The organism is Angelakisella massiliensis (assembly GCF_900104675.1).
Taxonomy (GTDB): domain Bacteria; phylum Bacillota; class Clostridia; order Oscillospirales; family Ruminococcaceae; genus Angelakisella; species Angelakisella massiliensis.
This window is the reverse complement of the sequence record NZ_LT629945.1, coordinates 103,277-123,605: the sequence shown is the minus strand read 5'-3', so window position 1 is coordinate 123,605 and position 20,329 is coordinate 103,277. Positions and strand designations below refer to the sequence as shown.

General features: G+C 56.7%; 9 protein-coding genes. 7 read left to right on the top strand and 2 right to left on the bottom strand.

Annotation, left to right across the window (positions count from 1 at the left end):
* The first annotated feature begins 39 nt into the window (after positions 1–39).
* The 3 genes from BQ5383_RS05730 to BQ5383_RS05720 are packed head-to-tail and all read left to right on the top strand — an operon-like array spanning position 40 to position 4,697.
* Positions 40–834, top strand: coding sequence for a carbon-nitrogen hydrolase family protein (locus BQ5383_RS05730; RefSeq protein ID WP_139193365.1), 795 nt, complete (start codon positions 40–42; stop codon positions 832–834).
* Complete coding sequence (malQ, locus tag BQ5383_RS05725; protein ID WP_071430210.1) at positions 831–2,360, top strand: 4-alpha-glucanotransferase; 1,530 nt, start codon at positions 831–833, stop codon at positions 2,358–2,360. The genes BQ5383_RS05730 and malQ overlap by 4 nt, the downstream gene beginning before the upstream one ends.
* Positions 2,361–4,697 carry a glycogen/starch/alpha-glucan phosphorylase gene (locus tag BQ5383_RS05720; protein ID WP_071430208.1) on the top strand — a complete coding sequence of 779 codons (2,337 nt, stop codon included), beginning with the start codon at positions 2,361–2,363 and terminating at the stop codon, positions 4,695–4,697.
* An 815-nt stretch (positions 4,698–5,512) separates the two neighbouring features.
* Here the strand turns inward: BQ5383_RS05720 and BQ5383_RS05715 are convergent.
* Positions 5,513–6,052 carry a winged helix-turn-helix domain-containing protein gene (locus tag BQ5383_RS05715; protein WP_235821949.1) on the bottom strand — a complete coding sequence of 180 codons (540 nt, stop codon included), beginning with the start codon at positions 6,050–6,052 and terminating at the stop codon, positions 5,513–5,515.
* 257 nt (positions 6,053–6,309) lie between these two features.
* Between BQ5383_RS05715 and BQ5383_RS05710 the strand changes: the two genes are divergently transcribed.
* Together BQ5383_RS05710 and clpB are read left to right on the top strand one after the other, a co-directional pair.
* Positions 6,310–7,581, top strand: a complete 1,272-nt coding sequence (locus tag BQ5383_RS05710) for a nickel-dependent lactate racemase family protein (protein WP_071430204.1) — start codon at positions 6,310–6,312, stop codon at positions 7,579–7,581.
* 578 nt (positions 7,582–8,159) lie between these two features.
* Positions 8,160–10,775 carry an ATP-dependent chaperone ClpB gene (clpB, locus tag BQ5383_RS05705; protein WP_071430202.1) on the top strand — a complete coding sequence of 872 codons (2,616 nt, stop codon included), beginning with the start codon at positions 8,160–8,162 and terminating at the stop codon, positions 10,773–10,775.
* A gap of 623 nt (positions 10,776–11,398) precedes the next feature.
* On the opposite strand, the gene BQ5383_RS05700 is transcribed toward clpB, so the two are convergent.
* Positions 11,399–12,367, bottom strand: coding sequence for a S1 RNA-binding domain-containing protein (locus BQ5383_RS05700; RefSeq protein WP_071430200.1), 969 nt, complete (start codon positions 12,365–12,367; stop codon positions 11,399–11,401).
* A gap of 536 nt (positions 12,368–12,903) precedes the next feature.
* Here BQ5383_RS05700 and rpoB point away from each other — a divergent pair.
* Together rpoB and rpoC are read left to right on the top strand one after the other, a co-directional pair.
* Positions 12,904–16,677 carry a DNA-directed RNA polymerase subunit beta gene (gene rpoB / locus BQ5383_RS05695; RefSeq protein WP_071430198.1) on the top strand — a complete coding sequence of 1,258 codons (3,774 nt, stop codon included), beginning with the start codon at positions 12,904–12,906 and terminating at the stop codon, positions 16,675–16,677.
* 17 nt (positions 16,678–16,694) lie between these two features.
* Entirely contained in the window at positions 16,695–20,327 is a 3,633-nt protein-coding gene (gene rpoC, locus BQ5383_RS05690) for a DNA-directed RNA polymerase subunit beta' (protein ID WP_071430196.1), read from the top strand.
* Positions 20,328–20,329: the final 2 nt, after the last annotated feature.

Sequence of the window (20,329 nt, the reverse complement as noted above, 5' to 3'; positions counted from 1 at the left end):
TCCAGGGGCGCTGACTTTTGTGAAAAGGGGGAAGCAGCCTTGCGTTGGGGAATCATCCAGTGGGATGTACAGCGCCGGATGGAGGAAAATCTCCATCAGGTGGAGCATGGTTTGCAAACAACAGCTCTTGATGTAGCTGTGCTGCCGGAAATGTGCCTGTCCGGCTATCTTTTTCAGGATGCAGCCCACCTTGCCCAGGCAGCCCGGGAGGCGCCCCTCTTTCTGGAAGCGCTGGAAGCCCTCTCCCGGCAGTATGATTGCGCCATCATTGCAGGACTGCCCAGACAGGAAGGGAAGCGCGTTTACAATTCTGCCGCCGTGGTGGATGCCGGCTGCTGTCTGGGCTTTTATGACAAGCTGCATCTTTCCGATTTGGAGAAAAAGCTTTTCACGCCGGGAGAGAAAAACAGAGTTTTTACCATCCGTGGGGTGACGGTGGGAGTCTCCATTTGCTTTGACCTGTGGTTCCCGGAGGTATACCGGGAACAGACGAGGATGGGGGCGCAGCTGTTTTGCTGCCCCGCCAATTTCGGCGGACCACAGACCCTGTCCGTTGCTGCGGTCAGGGCGATGGAAAACGCCGCTCCCCTGGTGCTTTGCAACCGCACAGGAACGGAGCGGATGGAAAACATACAGGCAGATTTCCGAGGAGAAAGCGGAGTTTTTTCCTCCTTCGGTCAGCGGCTTACCCCCGAAGCCACAGGATTCCTGGCCGTGGGGGCAGAGCTTTCCTTTCCGCCTGTTCGGGGCAATGTGATCTGCCGGGATTTGTTGGCGGAGGTGCGCCGCCACGAGCCCATCCATACAAACAAGGTTGGTGACAAAACAACATGAAACTGAAAAAACAACCTCCTCTTCCCCGGCGCTGTGGTGTGCTGCTGCCGGTGGCCAGCCTTCCCTCTCCCTGGGGCATCGGTTCCCTGGGGCGTGCGGCCAGAGAATTTGTGGACTTTTTGGCCTCGGCAGGACAAACCTGCTGGCAGGTGCTGCCTTTGGGACCCACCAGCTATGGAGACAGTCCTTATCAAAGCTTTTCCGCCTTTGCCGGCAACCCCTACTTTATCGATCCCGGAGTGCTGGAGGAAGAAGGGCTGCTGCTGCCTGGAGAGGCAGAAGGATGGGACTGGGGAAAGGACCCTGCCCGGGTGGATTATGCCGTTATCTACCAGAACCGGTTCCATCTGCTGCGGCTGGCCTTTTCCCGCAGTAACCGGGGGGACCCGGAGCTGATGGAATTTATTGACGCCCGGAAAGTCTGGCTGGAGGACTACTGCCTCTATATGGCCCTCAAGGAGCGGTATGGGGGACGTTCCTGGCAGCAGTGGCCCGATCCTTTGCGGCTGCGTCAGCCAAAAGCGCTGGCCCAAGCGCAAAAGGAGCTGGAGGAGGAGATGGCCTTCTGGGCCTTCTGCCAGTATCACTTTTTCCGCCAGTGGCGCCGGATCAAGGAATACGCCAACAGCCGCGGCATTGCTGTCATTGGAGACATCCCCATTTATGTGGCCATGGACAGCGCCGATGTGTGGGTCCATGGAGAGCAGTTCCAGCTGGATGAGGACCGGCGTCCCACCCATGTGGCGGGAGTACCGCCAGACCTTTTTTCCGCCACAGGGCAGCTGTGGGGCAATCCTCTCTACCGCTGGGATGTGATGGAGGCGGACGGCTTTTCCTGGTGGAAGGCCCGGATGGCTGCTCAGGGGGAGCTGTACGACATCATCCGCATCGATCACTTTATCGGTATCGTCAACTATTATTCCATCCCCGCCGGCAATGAAACAGCCATCGGGGGCAAATGGATGCCCGGTCCCGGGGACAAACTGCTGGCGGCCATCCATGAATCCTTGGGGGAGCAGCGGATCATTGCCGAGGATCTGGGTGTGGTGACGGCTCCGGTGCGCCGTTTGCAGCAGCGCAGCGGGTACCCCGGGATGAAGGTGCTGTCTTTCGCCTTTGACAGCGGCAGCGGCAACCCCTATCTGCCCCACTGCTATGAAAAAAATTCGGTGGTCTACGCCGGTACCCATGATAACCAGACGCTGGTGGGGCTTTTTGGACGGATGCCCCGTAAAGCTTTGGCTTTCGCCCGGGATTACCTGAATGTCCGTACCAACAAACAGCTGCCCCGGGCAGTCATCCGCTGTGCCATGGCAAGTGTGGCTGATACCGCCGTCATTCAGATGCAGGATTGGCTGGAGCTGGATGATACCGCCCGCACCAACACTCCCTCCACGCTGGGTGAAAACTGGATGTGGAGACTGCTGCCGGGACAACTGACAAAGGACCTGGCCGCCGAGATGAAGCATCTGGCACTGCTCTATGGCCGTTTGGCCCCAGAAGAGGAACAGAAGGAGGAACCATAAATGGACAAAACCTTTTCCAAAGAAATAGACCGGGAGCTGGCACGGCTGGGCGTATCCCCGGAAACAGCCGGCCCCAAGGAACTGTATACCGCTGTTTCCCAGGCGGCCATGGAACTGCTGATGCCCCGATGGAAAGAAAAAGCGGCGGGAAAGCGGGCCTGCTACTTTTCCGCTGAATTTCTTTTGGGGCGGGTGGTTTCCGCCAACCTGCTGAATCTGGGCCTTTTGGAGGAGTGGAACGACTGGCTGCGGCAGCATCACCTTCATCCGGATGTTTTGGAGGAGATCGAGGACGATGCTTTGGGCAATGGCGGACTGGGACGGCTGGCCGCCTGTTTTCTGGATTCTGCCGCCACCCAGGGAGTGCCGCTGGATGGCTACGGCATCCGCTATCGGTATGGCCTGTTCCGCCAAAAAATCGAGAACGGCTTTCAGCGGGAATACCCCGATGACTGGCTCCGTTTTGGGGACCCCTGGAGTGTGCGCCGGGAGGAGGAGAGCGTTGTCATTTCCTTCCGGGATCAGCAGGTGCGGGCGGTACCCTATGATATGCCGGTCATCGGCTACGGAGAAAAGGGAGTGGTGAATACCCTGAGGCTGTGGCAGGCGGAGCCGGTGGAGGAACTGGATCTCACTGCTTTCAATAACCAGGATTATGACGCCGCTTACCGGAACCGGAATCGGGCGGAGGCTCTTTCCGCTGTCCTTTACCCCAACGATGATACCCAGGAGGGAAAGCGTCTGCGCCTCAAACAGCAGTATTTCTTCTCCAGCGCCTCCCTCCAGAGCATCCTTCGGGGGTATATCACCCGCAGGGGAGAAGATTTTACCCATCTGCCGGAGGATGTGGCCATCCAGCTCAACGACACCCACCCCACTGTATCTATCCCTGAGCTGCTGCGGCTGCTGATGGAGGAACACCTTCTTTCCTTTGAGGAGGCCTTTCCTCTGGTTCAGGGAGTGTTCGCCTACACCAATCACACCATCATGGCCGAGGCCCTGGAGAAATGGGATGTGGAACTGCTGCTGTCGGTGATCCCTCAGGTCTACCCCTATATTGTGCTTCTTCACAACCGGCTGCGGCGGGAGCTGCGGGACCGGGGCATCACCGGCAAAGAAGCAGAGCCCTATTTCATTCTGGATGGGACCCGGGTCCATATGGCCCGGATGGCCATCTATGCCACCCATTCCACCAATGGTGTGGCCCGTATCCATACGGATATCCTCAAGGAGCGTGCCCTGAAGGAGTGGTATGCCCTGTGGCCGGAGCGGTTCAGCAACAAAACCAACGGTATCACCCAGCGGCGGTGGCTGGCCCTCTGCAACCCGGAGTTGTCGGCCCTTATCACCGATGAGATCGGAGACGGCTGGCTCACTGATCTTGATCAGCTGGAGCAGCTGGTTCCCGTGCTGGAGGATGGAGCGGTGGTGGCCCGGTTCCAGCAGGTGAAGGAGGAAAAGAAACGGCAGCTGCGGGATTATGTAGCAAAGCGGGAGGGCTTTGAGCTGCGGGAAGATTTCCTCTTTGACGTGCAGATCAAGCGCCTTCATGAGTACAAACGGCAGCTTCTCAATGCTTTCGCCATCCTGGACACCTACTGGGGCCTGAAAGAGGGACGGATCACCGGTTTCCAGCCCACTGCCTATCTCTTTGGCGCCAAGGCGGCCCCCGGCTATTACCGGGCCAAGGGGATCATCAAATATATTGGTGAGGTGGCCCGGCTCATCAACAGTGACCCGGAGATGAAGGACCTGATGCAGGTGCTTTTTGTCCAGAACTACGATGTTTCCTACGCCGAAAAACTGATTCCCTCCGCCGATGTATCGGAGCAGATCTCCACCGCCGGCACCGAAGCCAGCGGCACCAGCAACATGAAATTCATGCTCAACGGCGCCGTCACCCTGGGAACCCTGGACGGGGCCAATATCGAGATTGTGGAGCAGGCGGGAGCGGAAAACAATTATATTTTCGGCGCCACGGTGGAACAGATTCAGGACCCTGGCCGCACCGATACGCCGGAGCATCTCTGCGAGGCCCAGCCCCGGCTGCGGCGTGTGGTGGAATCTTTGGTGGATGGAACCTTTGATGACGGCGGCACGGGAATGTTCCGGGAGCTGTATGATTCCCTGATGAAGGGAGCAAGCTGGCATAAGCCGGACCAGTACGATCTGCTGCTGGATTTTCAGTCCTACTGTGACGCCCGGCTGCGGGCCAACCGTGATTACCAGGACAGGGGAGAGTTTGCCCATAAGTGCTTGGTAAACGTGGCTCATGCCGGACCTTTTTCCAGTGACCGCACCATCCTTCAGTATGCCAAGGAAATTTGGGGACTTTGATCACTGATTGCCTGAAAAAACTGATGTTATGAGACAGAGCACCCGGCCCCTGAAAAGGGGCCGGGTGCTCTGTTTGGTTTATATCAAAAGTTTGAGGGAGAAAAAATACCAGAAACTGCACCTGTGCTGGGGCGCAGACTGCGCAGCTTTCTTCCAATAACTGGTTTAAATGCTGATGGGGTTTTGAGACATTCCTCGTTGCAGGTGAACATTCCAGCAGTGGCACAATCTTTTTTTCATCTCTGTTCGGGCTTGTTTTTGGGGTCAAAAGTTTCTCTCCGTTTTCCCTCACAGGCGGTTTGCCTTTTTGGTTTCAATGATGGCGGGAGCCCCTTTTTTCGTCCGCGCATAGGATGTTCCAGTGGCTTATGCTCATGGTCAGAAGGCGGCTGTCGATGACCGGTTCTGGAGAAGGTCATAATCCGGCGGGGGAGGGAAAGGGTGGTCTGAGGACCCGTGAACAGCCTTTTTCCGCAATACCGCGCCTTTATCATAGATCGATCCCCTCTGGCTGAGGCCAGAGGGGATCGGAGCGTGTCGAAAAAGTTCGACACGCTTCCAGGGGGTATCCAATACCCCCTGGATACGCCGCTTGGTTCCTGATGAAACCAGCGGCGATACCCCCGGTTTCGCGCCCCGGTGGGCGCGGGTCGTGGTATAAAAATCAGGCGCATGTCCTGATTTTTATGATTTTGAATTTCATTTGTCCCTTAAACCAGGTTTTTCTATAGTCTGCGCTCCCCTCTGGCTGAGGCCAGAGGGGAGCGCAGAAATGATGGCAATCAGGTTTTGAAAACTATCAAAAACGTGGAGCGTCAGTTGGAAGAGGCGGAATCGTTTTTGGGGGAAGTATCTGCATGTTCTGGGGAAAGGGCGGATTCGGTATCTCTTTTTGCCGCATATTCCTCCGGATGAAAGGTGGCGAAGTAACGGTAGTATAAGCTTTCAGCCGCTTCCCGGCAGGCCACCTTATATGCTTCGTAACGGGTCATCAAATCCTCCGCGCCAGGGGTCAGCACACTGCCGCCGCCGCCTGTGCCGCCAATTTTTCGCTGTGTCAGCGGAAGGCCGAGCCGCTCTTCCGCAGAATGAAGAATACCGAAGGCTTTGGAATAGGCCATTCCCATCTCCATAGCTGCCGCCCGCAGGCTCCCTTTGTCCTGGATTCCTTTCAGCAGCCGATAAGGCCCCTCGCCGAAAAAGCGGTCCCCCTCTTCATCGCACAGACAGATCCGAAGTTGCACCTGCATAGGTGTTTCTCCCTCCAGCACAGAGATCGGTCCGTCATGATAGCTGGCCAAAATATCATTCTGATTTTCACATTTACTGCTTTTTCCCTTTTTTCCACCCATCATAACTCCCCCTGTCATTGCGATTCTTGGAAACACTCCAGCCTTATCCTATTATTTTATTATAGCACAGAGGCGGCAAAAAGACCAGAAAAGCTTGTTTCCAATTGAAAAAATTCCACCTCATTTCCGCTGCTTTCTGATTGCGGCAAAAAGATGAAAGACTGATGTGTTTTCTCTTTTCCGCTCCTTCGGTTTCTGCTATAATAAAAAGAAAATTTTTTCCACAATAAAGCGGAAAAACGGTTTGAGGAGTGAAGAGGATGAAAGGGTATCACTTTGCCTACGGCAGTACCCAGGTGGAGCTGGAGCTGCCGGATTCGGAACAGATTGTGGAATTGAAGGGCCATTGGGAGCCTTCGGTGGAGGACATTCCCAAAACGCTGGCTCAGGCGCTGGAGCATCCGGTGCATCAGCTGCCCCTGAACCAGTGGCTGCAGCCCGGTGATCTGGTGACGCTGATTATCAGCGATATGAGCCGCTTCTGGATGCGGCAGGATCTGGTGATCCCTCCTCTGGTGGATTATATGGAGCAGCGCTGCGGCATCCGGCCGGAAGATCTGGTGATCCTGGTGGCCAACGGCACCCATGAGGGCGGCAGCAGGGAGGACCTGGAGACCCTGGTGACCAAGGATGTCTTTGAGAAGATCCAGGTGGTCAACCATGATTGCAAAGCGCCGGATCTGGTGCGGCTGGGAACCACCAGCAGGGGTACGCCGGTGGAAATCAACCCCCTGGCGATGGGGCGGAAAGTGATCGCTCTGGGAGCGGTGGCCCATCATGTGATGGCCGGTTTCGGCGGGGGACGCAAGAGCATCCTTCCCGGCATCAGTTCTCTGGAAACGGTCCGCCGCAATCATGCCCTGTCCCTGGACCCCAATGCTCCCCGTTCCAATCCCGCCATCGGCAATGGTGTGCTGGAAGGAAATCCTCTCCATGAGGATATGTGCGAAGCCGCCGCCATGGTACCGCAGCTGTATGTCATCAATCTGATCATGAACGCTGAGATGAAGCTGTCCCGGATCATCGCAGGGCACTGGCTGGATTCCTGGCTGGAGGGCTGCGAAGCTGCGGACGCCATCTACCGTACCCCCATCCCCCGGAAGGCGGATGTGATCATTGCGGGCTGCGGCGGATATCCCAAGGATATGTCCCTGTATCAGGGTACCAAAACCATTGATAACGTTGAATCCGGCCTCAAACCAGGCGGTACGCTGGTGCTGCTGGCAGAGTGCCGGGACGGCGGAGGTCCGGCGGAGTATTTTGACTGGATCGGCCCGCTCCAGAGGGGAACTCTGGACAAGGATTTGCGGGAAAACTTCACCATCCCCGGATATATTTTCTATCTCAATTGCGAACAGGCGGAAAGATATCGTATTCTGATGCTCACCTCTGCGGACCCCAATCAGCTGGCTGCCATGGGTATTGAGGCATTTTCAGACATTGGCCAGCTGATGGCTCAGGTGGATTTGACCGGTAAACTGACCTATGTCATCGAAAACGGTTCTACCGTTATCCCCAGAGTCAGCGAGTAACCAAATGCCGGAAAAATACCGGTACATAATTATAATGAAAGCCCCGCAGTCTGTGTTCAGGCTGCGGGGTTTTCAGACTGCAAAAAACCATTTCAAAAAATAAAGAAAATTTCAAATCATAAAAATCAGGACATGCGCCTGATTTTTATACCACGACCCGCGCCCACTGGGGCGCGAAACCAGGGGTATCGCCGGTGGTTTCGTCAGGAACCAGCGGCGTATCCAGGGGGACTGGGTCCCCCTGGAAGTGTGCCGAACCCCTTCGGCACACGCAAAGCCCCGCAGTCTGTGTTCAGGCTGGGGGTTTTTGATACAGGAGAAGGAAACGGCACATTTTATTCAGGGCAAGGGAAGCGGTTTCTGCCTTATTTCAAAGAGAATTTTTCAGGCGGCAAGGAGAAATGTGAACCTTTTTTGAATAATTAGCACTCTATATTGACGAGTGCTAATATTCGTGATAAGATAGCATCGTGGATGAAAAATCCCCCGCTGGAAACAATGATTTCCCGTGGAACACGACGCTTCACCGCTGGACGTAAGGTCCGGCGGTTTCTGACATGAAGAAGGAGGAATGAAGCATGAATCCTCAGAAATTTACCCAAAAATCCCTGGAATCCATCCAGCAGGCGCAGGATCTGGCTCTTTCCAAAGGTAGTATGCAGATCGAGCAGGAGCATCTGCTGGCGGCGCTGCTGCGGCAGGAAAACGGCTTGATCCCGCAGTTGTTTGTAAAAATGGGGGTGGACCCTCAGGCTTTTGACCAGGAGCTGGACCAGGCCATTGGCCGTATTCCATCGGTGTCCGGCCCCGGCCGTGAAAGCGGCAAGATCTATGTGGCCCAGGATGTGGACCGGGTCCTTAACGATGCGGAAAACCAGGCTGCCCGGATGAAGGACGACTATGTTTCGGTGGAGCATATTTTCCTGGCTCTGATGGCAAACCCCAACAGCGGCGTCAAGAAGCTGCTGAGCTTGTACAGTATCGATCAGAACCGATTCCTCACCGCCCTTTCCACCGTTCGGGGCAGCGCCCGGGTGACCAACGAGAACCCCGAGGATACCTATGACGTTCTGGCAAAATACGGTCAGGACCTGGTGGAGCGGGCCCGGAACCACAAGCTGGACCCGGTCATCGGCCGTGACAGTGAGATCCGTAACGTTATCCGCATTCTTTCCCGTAAAACCAAGAACAACCCTGTCCTCATCGGTGAGCCTGGTGTAGGTAAAACCGCCATTGCGGAAGGTCTGGCCCAGCGGATCGTCCGGGGGGATGTTCCTTCCAATCTGAAAGAGCGGAAGATTTTCTCCCTGGATATGGGCGCCCTCATTGCCGGCGCCAAGTACCGGGGCGAGTTTGAGGAGCGGCTGAAAGCGGTGCTGGAGGAGGTCCGCCGCAGCGAAGGCAAGATCATCCTCTTTATTGATGAGCTCCATACCATTGTGGGCGCTGGTAAAACCGAAGGCTCCATGGATGCCGGCAACCTGCTGAAGCCTATGCTGGCCCGTGGTGAGCTGCACTGCATCGGCGCCACTACCCTCAACGAGTACCGGCAGTATATTGAAAAGGATGCTGCTCTGGAGCGTCGGTTCCAGCCTGTAATGGTGGAGGAGCCCACAGTGGAGGACACCATTTCCATCCTCCGTGGCCTCAAGGAGCGGTATGAGGTTTACCACGGCGTCAAGATTCAGGACCAGGCTCTCATCGCCGCCGCCACACTTTCCAACCGTTATATCAGCGACCGGTTCCTGCCGGATAAGGCCATCGACCTGGTGGATGAGGCCTGCGCCATGGTCCGCACCGAGATGGATTCCATGCCTACTGAGCTGGATGAGATTTCCCGGAAGATCATGCAGCACGAGATCGAGGAGGCGGCCCTGAAGAAGGAGACCGATAAGCTCTCCAAGGAGCATCTGGAGGAGATCCAGAAGGAGCTGGCGGAGATGCGCACCACCTTTAAAGAAATGAAAGCCCGCTGGGAGAACGAGAAAAACGCCATTTCCACCGTTCAGAAGCTTCGGGAAGAGCTGGAGCAGGTGGGAGCTGAAATCGAGAAGGCGGAACGGAACTATGATCTGAACAAAGCCGCCGAGTTGAAATATGGCCGGCTGCCTCAGCTGCAGAAACAGCTGGAGGAAGAGGAGCGGAAGGCGGAACAGACCCAGGGCTCCCGGTCCGACCGGCTGCTGCGGGATAAGGTGACCGAGGAGGAGATCGCCAAGATCATTTCCCGGTGGACCTCCATCCCTGTGTCCAAGCTGATGGAAGGGGAGCGGGAGAAGCTGCTCCGTCTGGATGAGATCCTCCATCAGCGGGTCATCGGCCAGAATGAGGCGGTGGAAAAGGTCACCGAGGCCATTCTCCGTTCCCGTGCCGGCATCCAGGACCCCAACCGTCCCATCGGTTCCTTCCTGTTCCTGGGCCCCACCGGTGTGGGCAAGACCGAGCTGGCCAAAGCTCTGGCAGCCGCTCTGTTTGACGATGAGAAGAACATGGTGCGGATCGATATGACCGAATATATGGAGAAATACTCCGTCAGCCGCCTCATCGGAGCGCCTCCCGGATATGTGGGCTATGAGGAAGGCGGTCAGCTGACCGAGGCGGTGCGCCGCCATCCCTACTCGGTGGTGCTGTTCGATGAGGTGGAAAAAGCCCATCCCGATGTCTTCAATGTGCTGCTCCAGGTGCTGGATGACGGCCGGATCACCGACAGCCAGGGCCGGACGGTGGACTTCAAGAACACCATCATCATCCTTACCTCCAATCTGGGTTCCGACATCATTTTGGATGGTATCGATGAAAACTGTGAGATTCGTCCGGAGGCCCGCCAGCAGGTGAGCCAGCTGCTCAAGAGCCAGTTCCGTCCCGAGTTCCTCAACCGTCTGGATGAGATCGTATTCTATAAACCCCTGACCAAGAACGAGATTTCCGGCATTGTGGATCTGCTGATGGCCGACCTGAGCAAGCGTCTGGCAGACAAACAGCTGAAGCTGTCCCTCACCGATTCCGCCCGGGAGTACATTGTGGACCAGGGCTATGATCCCGTCTATGGCGCCCGTCCCCTCAAGAGATTCATCCAGAGCAAGGTGGAAACCCTCCTGGCCCGGATTATCATTAAAGGTGATCTGGACGAAGGAGACACGCTGGTGGTGGACCGGCAGGGAGATGGTCTGACCATATCGGTGCAGAAGCAATAAAACAAAAAATCTGATTCTCAGATCAAAAGAGGTCATTCTGAGCATTTCGGAGGGCCTCTTTTTTTATATATAAACAGAATCTGCTGGCCGGTGGGGGCCGACAAACAGATCATCTTCCGTACGGTTTCCGCTCTCTTTATATCCCGGTGCAGGCCAATGCAGCAGGGACGTCCGGAATTGTTTTCACGTCAGAACTTTTGGGAGAATAAAAGCTGTCTGTAATCCCAGAATATCATTGATTGTCTCTGTCAGCCTCAAGCCCCTTTCCCAGGGCGGACATAACTTTCTGTGCAGACTTAAGATACGCTCAAAAGGGCGGCATCGCGTATTTGTCTGCGATACCGCTCTGAGTGTGCCGAAGGGGTTCGGCACACTTCCAGGGGGACCCAGTCCCTCTGGATACGCCGCTTGGTTCCTGACGAAACCAGCGGCGATACCCCCGGTTTCGCGCCCTGGTGGGCGCGGGGCGTGGTATAAAAATCAGGCGCATGTCCTGATTTTTATGATTTTGAATTTTGTTTGCTCTTTCAAACAGGCTTTTTTACAGCCTGAGGGCGGCACCGGGTATTTGTTTGCGGTACCGCCCTTTTTGCATATGCAATGTACATCTTTTGGCTGATTGCCTACAGGGAAGCTTCTTCATTTTTTTCGCTTTCAGCAGCGGCAGGGGAAAAGATGGTCTCCATCTTTCGGGGAGAGCTGGAGGTGGAATAGACCCATCGGTCCATATGGCCCCCGGTGACAAAATACCGCAGCTCCGGTCTGATGTAGGCGGCGTCAAAGGCATCCACCAGGATCAGTTTGATTTTCATTTTGTCCGGTAGGATGCTTTTAATGTAGACGCTTGCGTGCTGCCCCGGACGGACCTCCCCAAAGGGTTCCGCCAATCCCGCCAGATTGGGGGTAAGCTCCACAAAAACACCATAATTTTCCACAGAACGCACCACCCCCGCCACCGTTTCTCCCGGCTGGAACAGAGCGGCATTCTCCTCCCAGGTGCCCAGCAGTTCCTTGTGGCTCAGACAGATCCGTCCATCCGGCTCCAGACTTTTGACCACCGCCAGGATGGAATCCCCCGGCCGGAACCGGTCCCGGGGATGGGCGATGCGGGAAACGGAAATATGGTCGATTGGAATCAGTGAAGGCAGACCGCAGCCCATATCCACAAAGGCTCCGAAATTTTCCAGGTGGGTGACCCTCCCGGGAATAACATCTCCAGGCACAAGCCGTGATAAGTACTCCTCCCGGCACCGCTGCTGTGCCTGCCGGCGGGAGAGGAGCGGCAGCATCCGTCCGGAGCAGCTGCGGCTCAGGCCGGTGACAACAAAGCAGACCGGCTTGCCTACTCTGGAGATAATGGCGATATCCCGGGTGGAACCATCACTGATGCCCGCCGCCCCCTCGCAGCGGGGGATCAGCCCCCGGGTAAAGCCCAAATCCACGATCAGATTATGATCGGGATCGCACACCACAGCCCGGGCCTCCAGGATCCTTTGGCTTGCTCTGGCTTCCTCCAGAGCGGCGGGCCCGCGAAAAAAGCGGTCATTTTCCTCTGTACCCAGCAGACTTCCTTCCGGCAGAAAAGACGTCATTTACTTCCCCTCCTCGATGTTTTGACAATAGCGGCGCTCCCGGCTGTCATGGAGAGCAGCCTGTCTGATATATATTCGAGTACAGTACAGGGTATGCCCAAAGAAAAGAGGAAAACGGCCCTTGTGAAATAAAAAAAGACCGCTGGAATTCCTGGTCTAAAAGGAAGTTCCGGCAGTCTGTTTATCCGCAAATAATCATTTCCAGCGTGTCAGCGCGGTTAATAACTATATCATGAATCCATTTGCGGGTCAAATGACAGCCGCATACGTCCGGCGGAGAAAACAGGAGCAAAGACTATAAAAGCAGGGTAAAAAGAAAAAATTTCGCCTATTAGAAAATTGTTCTTGACACGGGGGAGGGTTGACCGTATAATATAATACTGTATCATAATGGCTAGTTATACCTAGAAGTCCTTGTCAAGGATGAAAAATTTACGATAATACTCTCGTATTTTTGTCAGATTCAGACAAAGTTCGCGGTATGATGGAAGCCCGTCTTTATAGGTGAAAAGATGAAATGGAGCGTGAGTGAGCGAATGGTAAACGTCAAGCCGGTTCAGCTGGGCAAAAACACCCGGATGAGCTTCGCCCGGATCAATGAAGTGTTGGAAATGCCCAACCTCATTGAAGTACAGAAGAACTCATACAAGTGGTTCCTGGACGAAGGCCTGAAAGCGGTCTTCAAGGATATGTCATCAATCACCGACTATCAGGGAAACCTGGTGCTGGACTTCATCGACTACAGGCTGGACGATAAACCCAAGTACACCATCGCCGAGTGCAAGGAGCGGGACACCACCTATGCCGCTCCCATGCGTGTACGGGTAAGTCTGCTGAACAAAGAGACCGGAGAAGTCAAGGAACAGGACATCTTCATGGGGGACTTCCCCCTGATGACCGAGGCCGGCACCTTCATCATCAACGGCGCCGAGCGCGTCATCGTTTCCCAGTTGGTCAGAAGCCCCGGTGTCTACTATGACAGCAAGTATGACGCCGCCGGTAAAAAATTGTTTGAATCCACCGTCATCCCCAACCGCGGCGCATGGCTGGAGTATGACACCGATTCCTCCGATGTCTTCAGCGTCCGTATCGATAAAAACCGCAAGCTGCCCATCACCACCTTCATCCGGGCTCTGCTGCGGGTGCGGGACGATGTGACCATCGAGGAGATCAACGCCGATCTGGCAAACGCCCTCACTGTCAATGTGGGCAGCAACGACGAGATCTTTGAGGTGTTCGGTGAGGACAGCTACCTTGCCAAGACCATCGCCGCCAAGGACAGTGAGATGACCGGCGATGAGGCCCTGCTGGAAGTGTACCGCAAGCTGCGTCCCGGCGAGCCCCCCACGTTGGACAGCGCCGTCAAGCATCTGGTGCAGCTGCTCTTTGATGCCCGCCGGTATGATCTGTCCCGTGTAGGCCGCTACAAATACAACAAGAAGCTGGGGATCGCTAACCGCCTCAATGGCCGCACCCTTTCCCGTCCCATCGCCGATCCCATGACCGGTGAGATCGTGGCGGATGTGGACGAAGTCATCTCCCGCGAGAAGGCTCATTTCATTGAGGATCTGGGCGTGGATACCGCTTGGGTCAAGGTGGACGGCGGAGAGCTGAAGATCCTCTCCAACGGCATGGTGGACATCAAGAAGTTTGTGGACTTCGATTGCATCGAGCTGGGCGTCAATGAGAAGGTCCGCTTCTCCGTGCTCAAGGAGATCCTGGAGAGCTGCGAGACCGAGGAGGAGAAGAAGGACGCCATCCGTGCCCGGATTGATGAGCTGATCCCCAAGTATATCCGCAAGTACGATATCTTCGCTACCATCAACTATATGTGCTGCCTGGGTCATGACATCGGCACCACCGACGACATCGACCATCTGGGCAACCGCCGTATCCGCAGCGTGGGTGAGCTGCTCCAGAACCAGTTCCGCATCGGTTTCAGCCGTATGGAGCGTGTTATCCGGGAGCGTATGACCACTCAGGCTCAGGATCAGGAATCCATCACCCCCCAGGCCCTGATTAACATTCGTCCTGTGGTGGCGGCAATCAAGGAGTTCTTCGGCTCCTCTCCCCTGAGCCAGTTCATGGACCAGACCAACCCTCTGGCGGAGCTGACCCACAAGCGCCGTCTGTCCGCCCTGGGCCCCGGCGGTCTGTCCCGTGACCGCGCCGGATTCGAGGTCCGCGACGTTCACTACAGCCATTATGGCCGCATGTGCCCCATTGAGACCCCTGAAGGTCCCAACATCGGTCTGATCTCCTATCTGGCAACCTTCGCCCGGATCAATGAGTACGGCTTCGTGGAGGCCCCCTATCGCCGGGTGGATAAGGAAACCGGCCGGGTACTGGATGAAGTGGACTACATGACCGCCGACGTGGAGGACGAGTACATCGTCGCCCAGGCAAACGCCCCTCTGGATGAGGAAAACCGCTTTGTCAACAAGCGTGTCAGCGTCCGTTACCGCGATACCGTACAGGAAGTGGAGCGGGAAAAGGTGGACTACATGGACGTCTCCCCCAAGATGGTGGTGTCCGTGGCTACCGCTATGATCCCCTTCCTGGAAAACGATGACGCCAACCGTGCGCTGATGGGCGCCAATATGCAGCGTCAGGCTGTTCCGCTCATTAAGACCGAGTCCCCCGTCGTGGGCACCGGTATGGAATATAAGGCCGCTGTGGACTCCGGTACAGTGGTGCTCTCCAAGCACAACGGTATCGTGGAGCGGGTCTGCGCCGATGAGGTGCTGCTGCGCACCGACGAGGGCGAGCTGGTCTCCTATCCCATCATCAAGTTCCTCCGTTCCAACCAGGGTACCTGCATCAACCAGCGTCCCATCGTGGACAAGGGCGAGCGGGTCACTGTGGGCCAGGTAATCGCTGACGGTCCCGCCACCTGCAACGGTGAGATCGCTCTGGGCAAGAACGCCCTCATCGGCTTTATGACCTGGGAAGGTTATAACTACGAGGACGCCGTTCTCCTCAACGAGAAGATGGTCCGCAACGACGTTTACACCTCCATCCACATCGAGGAGTATGAGATCGAAGCCCGTGACACCAAGCTGGGACCGGAAGAGATCACCCGGGATATCCCCAACGTGGGCGACGATATGCTCAAGGAGCTGGATGAGCGGGGTATCATCCGGGTGGGCGCTGAGGTCCATGCCGGCGATATCCTGGTGGGTAAGGTCACCCCCAAGGGCGAAACTGAGCTGAACGCCGAGGAGCGGCTGCTCCGGGCCATCTTCGGTGAGAAGGCCCGTGAGGTCCGTGACACCTCCCTGAAGGTGCCCCACGGCGAGTACGGCACCATCGTGGATGTGAAGGTGTTCACCCCCGACAACTGCGACGAGCTGTCTCCCGGTGTCAATATGGTGGTCCGCTGCTACATCGCCCAGAAGCGTAAGATCAGCGTGGGCGACAAGATGGCCGGACGCCACGGCAACAAGGGTGTTGTTTCCCGTGTGCTGCCTCAGGAGGATATGCCTTATCTGCCTGACGGACGTCCTCTGGACATCGTGCTCAATCCTCTGGGCGTGCCTTCCCGTATGAACATCGGACAGGTGCTGGAGGTTCATCTGGGCCGGGCCGCCATGGAGCTGGGCTGGAAGGTGATGACCCCCGTCTTCGATGGCGCCCGTGAGGAAGACATCCGTGCCTGCCTGCGGGAAGCCGGTCTGCCTGAGGACGGCAAGACCGTTCTGTACGACGGACGTACCGGCGAGCCCTTCGACAACCGGGTCACCGTCGGTTATATGTATTACCTCAAGCTCCATCATCTGGTTGATGATAAGATCCACGCCCGTTCCACCGGTCCTTACAGCCTGGTGACTCAGCAGCCTCTGGGTGGTAAAGCCCAGTTCGGCGGCCAGCGTTTCGGTGAGATGGAGGTGTGGGCTCTGGAGGCTTACGGCGCCGCCTACACCCTGCAGGAGATCCTCACCGTCAAGTCCGACGACGTGGTGGGCCGTGTCAAGACCTTCGAGTCCATCGTCAAGGGCCTCAACGTGCCCACGCCCGGTATCCCCGAGTCCTTCAAGGTGCTCATTAAGGAACTGCAGAGCCTGGCGCTGGATGTGCGGGTATTGGATAAGGATAACAACGAAATCGACCTCAAGCAGAACTTCGACGAGGACGACAACATGGGTCTGGCTCCTGCCGACGCTCCTGTGTTTGAGGAAGACAACGTGGAGGTAGGCTCCGAGCTGGAGGACAGCTTCGCCATCGAGAATCCCGATGAGGACGACGAGGACGCGGTGCTCTCCGACGACTCCCTGCTGGACGTTGACGACGATTTTTCCATGGATGAATAAGGAAGAGGGGTAGCACATTGGAATTTAACGTATTTGAATCCATCAAAATAGGCCTGGCCTCTCCCGAGAGTATCCGAGCCTGGTCCTATGGCGAGGTCAAAAAACCTGAAACCATCAACTACCGCACCCTCAAGCCGGAGCGGGACGGTCTGTTCTGCGAACGGATCTTTGGACCCACCAAGGACTGGGAGTGCTACTGCGGTAAATATAAGCGCATCCGTTACAAGGGCAAGATCTGCGAGCGCTGCGGCGTCGAGGTCACCCGCTCCAAGGTGCGCCGTGAGCGGATGGGCCACATCGAGCTGGCGGCCCCCGTTTCTCACATCTGGTACTTCAAGGGTACCTCTTCCCGGATGGGACTGCTTCTCAACCTCTCCCCCCGGGTGTTGGAAAAGGTGCTGTACTTCGCTTCCTATATCGTCATCGATCCCGGCATCACCAGCCTGAAAAAGCTCCAGCTCCTCTCTGAGAAGGAGTACTATGAGCTGCGTGAGGCCTATGAGGACGAGTTTGAGGCGGGCATGGGCGCCGAGGCCATCAAGAAGCTGCTCCAGGAGATGGATGTGGAGGAGCTGTCCCAGGAGATCAAGAAGGAGCTGGAAAAGGCCACCGGCCAGAAGCGGGCCAAGCTGCTCAAGCGTCTGGAAGTGGTGGAGGCATTCCGTCTCTCCGGCAACAAGCCGGAATGGATGATCCTGGATGTGCTCCCGGTCATCCCTCCGGAGATCCGCCCCATGGTCCAGCTGGACGGCGGACGTTTCGCCACCAGCGACCTCAACGACCTGTATCGCCGGGTCATCAACCGCAACAACCGCCTGAAGAAGCTGCTGGAGCTGGGCGCTCCCGATATCATCGTCCGCAACGAGAAGCGGATGCTCCAGGAGGCGGTGGACGCCCTCATCGACAACGGCCGCCGCGGCCGTCCCGTCACCGGCCCCAACAACCGGCCCCTCAAGAGCCTGTCCGATATGCTCAAAGGTAAGCAGGGCCGCTTCCGTCAGAACCTGCTGGGTAAACGTGTTGACTACTCCGGACGTTCCGTTATCGTCGTGGGTCCCGAACTGAAGATGTATCAGTGCGGTCTGCCCAAGGAGATGGCCCTGGAGCTGTTCAAGCCCTTCGTTATGAAGCGCCTGGTGGACCTGAAGGTGGCCGACAACATCAAGAAGGCCCGGAAGATGGTGGAAAAGGCTGCCCAGAAGGAAGTCTGGGACGCTCTGGAAATCGTCATCAAGGACCATCCTGTGATGCTTAACCGTGCGCCTACCCTCCACAGACTGGGTATCCAGGCATTTGAGCCCATCCTGGTGGAAGGCCGCGCCATCAAGCTGCATCCCCTGGTGTGCACCGCCTTCAACGCCGACTTCGACGGCGACCAGATGGCTGTTCACGTCCCCCTGTCCGCCGAGGCTCAGACCGAGGCCCGGTTCCTGATGCTGGCTGCCAACAACCTGCTCAAGCCCTCTGACGGCCGCCCTGTGGCGGTACCTTCTCAGGACATGGTGCTGGGTTCCTATTACCTGACCATGGTCATCGAGGACGAGATGGGTCACGGCAAGGTGTTCCGTGATACCGATGAGGCCCTGATGGCTTATCAGTCCCATGTGGTGGGCCTCCATGCCCCCATCAAGGTGCGCCGGGAAAAGATGATCGGCGACCAGATGCGCAGCCAGCTGGTGGATACCACCGTGGGCCGCATCATCTTCAACAACCCCATTCCCCAGGATCTGGGCTTTGTGGACCGCTCCAAGGAGGAGAACCTGTTCCGCTATGAGATCGAGTTCCTGGTGACCAAGAAGCAGCTGTCCAAGATCATTGACAAGTGCATCAAGCGCCACGGCACCACCCGCACCAGTGAGGTGCTGGACCAGGTGAAATCTCAGGGCTTCAAGTATTCCACCCTGGGCGCTCTCACCGTCGCCGTATCCGACGCCACCATCCCGCCCCAGAAGGCAGAGCTGATCGCTCAGGCTGAGGATAAGATCGAGAAGATCCGCCGCCAGTATGAGCGTGGTTATATCTCTGATGATGTTCGTTACGATCAGGTCATCAAGGTGTGGACCGATACCACCAATCAGGTGAAGAAGGCTCTGGAGGAGAACTTCGATACCCACAACCCCATCTTTATGATGGCTCACTCCGGCGCCCGTGGTTCTATGGACCAGATCCGTCAGCTGGCCGGTATGAGAGGTCTGATTGCAAACACCTCCGGACGCGCCATCGAAATCCCCATTCGTTCCAACTACCGTGAAGGTCTGAACATCTTGGAGTACTTCAACTCCTCCCGAGGCGCCAGAAAGGGTCTGGCCGATACCGCTCTGCGTACCGCGGACTCCGGTTACCTGACCCGCCGTCTGGTGGACGTTTCCCAGGAAGTGATCATCCGTGAGGACGACTGCGGTACTCACGAGGGTATCGAGGTCTATGAGATCAGCGATGGCGGCCGTGTCATCGAGGATTTCGCCGAGCGTCTCTGCGGCCGTTATGTGGCCGACGACGTCATTGATCCCGCTACCGGCGAGGTGCTGGTAAGCCGGGATAAGATGATGAACGATGCTGACGCGGAGAAGATCATCGCCGCCGGTATCAAGAAGGTGAAGATCCGCTCCATCATCAACTGCCAGGCCAAGGACGGCGTCTGCGCCAAGTGCTATGGCGCCAACATGGCCACCGATCAGCCTGTTGCCATCGGTGAAGCAGTAGGTATCATCGCTGCTCAGTCCATCGGTGAGCCTGGTACTCAGCTGACCATGAGAACCTTCCACTTCGGCGGCGCGGTTTCCGCCAGCGATATCACACAGGGTCTTCCCCGTGTTGAGGAGCTGTTCGAGGCCAGAAAGCCCAAGAACGCGGCGGTTATCGCTCACTGCGCCGGTAAGGTTTCCTTTGACAAGGACAACAAGGGCGTGGATCTGATCCGGGTGGATAATCCTGAGACCGGCGAGCGGTTTGAGCATCAGATCGTTTACGGTTCCAAGCTGAGAGTGGCTGCGGGCGACTATATTGAAAAGGGTACCTTCATCACCGAAGGCTCCGCTGAGCCTGCCGAGGTGCTGGCGGTCAACGGCGAACTGGCTGTACAGGATTATCTGATCAAGGAAGTTCAGATGGTCTTCCGTACCCAGGGTGTTGATATCAACGACAAGCACATCGAGGTCATTGTCCGTCAGATGATGAAGAAGGTGAAGGTAGAGGATGCAGGCGATACCAGCCTGATTCCCGGCGCTCTGGCCGACCGGGCGGAAGTCAAGCGGGTCAACGCTGAGATCGACCGCCTCAACGCTGAGGACGGCGGCTGCCGCAGAAAAGCGGAGTACCATCCTGTGCTGCTGGGTATCACCAAGGCGTCTCTGGCCACCGATTCCTTCATGTCCGCCGCTTCCTTCCAGGAGACCACCCGTGTTCTTACCGACGCGGCTATCAAGGGCAAGACCGATCCGCTCCAGGGTCTGAAGGAGAACGTCATCATCGGTAAGCTGATTCCCGCCGGTACCGGTCTGGTCAGCTATCGCACCGAGGAGGCTGCCGACAGCTGCTGCTGTGGTGAGGAGCATCCCGCCGCCGCAGAGGAATCTCAGGAGGACGATCTGGAGGAGCCGGAGCTGCTGGATGAGCTGGAAGAGGATGAAGAGGAGCTCCCTGAGGAGTAATG

Coding starts and splice junctions, on each gene's coding strand:
- BQ5383_RS05715 (WP_235821949.1), bottom strand. CDS start 6,052: ATGATGGGTGGAAAAAAGGGAAAAAGCAGTAAATGTGAAAATCAGAAT.
- rpoB (WP_071430198.1), top strand. CDS start 12,904: ATGGTAAACGTCAAGCCGGTTCAGCTGGGCAAAAACACCCGGATGAGC.
- BQ5383_RS05710 (WP_071430204.1), top strand. CDS start 6,310: ATGAAAGGGTATCACTTTGCCTACGGCAGTACCCAGGTGGAGCTGGAG.
- malQ (WP_071430210.1), top strand. CDS start 831: ATGAAACTGAAAAAACAACCTCCTCTTCCCCGGCGCTGTGGTGTGCTG.
- BQ5383_RS05720 (WP_071430208.1), top strand. CDS start 2,361: ATGGACAAAACCTTTTCCAAAGAAATAGACCGGGAGCTGGCACGGCTG.
- clpB (WP_071430202.1), top strand. CDS start 8,160: ATGAATCCTCAGAAATTTACCCAAAAATCCCTGGAATCCATCCAGCAG.
- BQ5383_RS05700 (WP_071430200.1), bottom strand. CDS start 12,367: ATGACGTCTTTTCTGCCGGAAGGAAGTCTGCTGGGTACAGAGGAAAAT.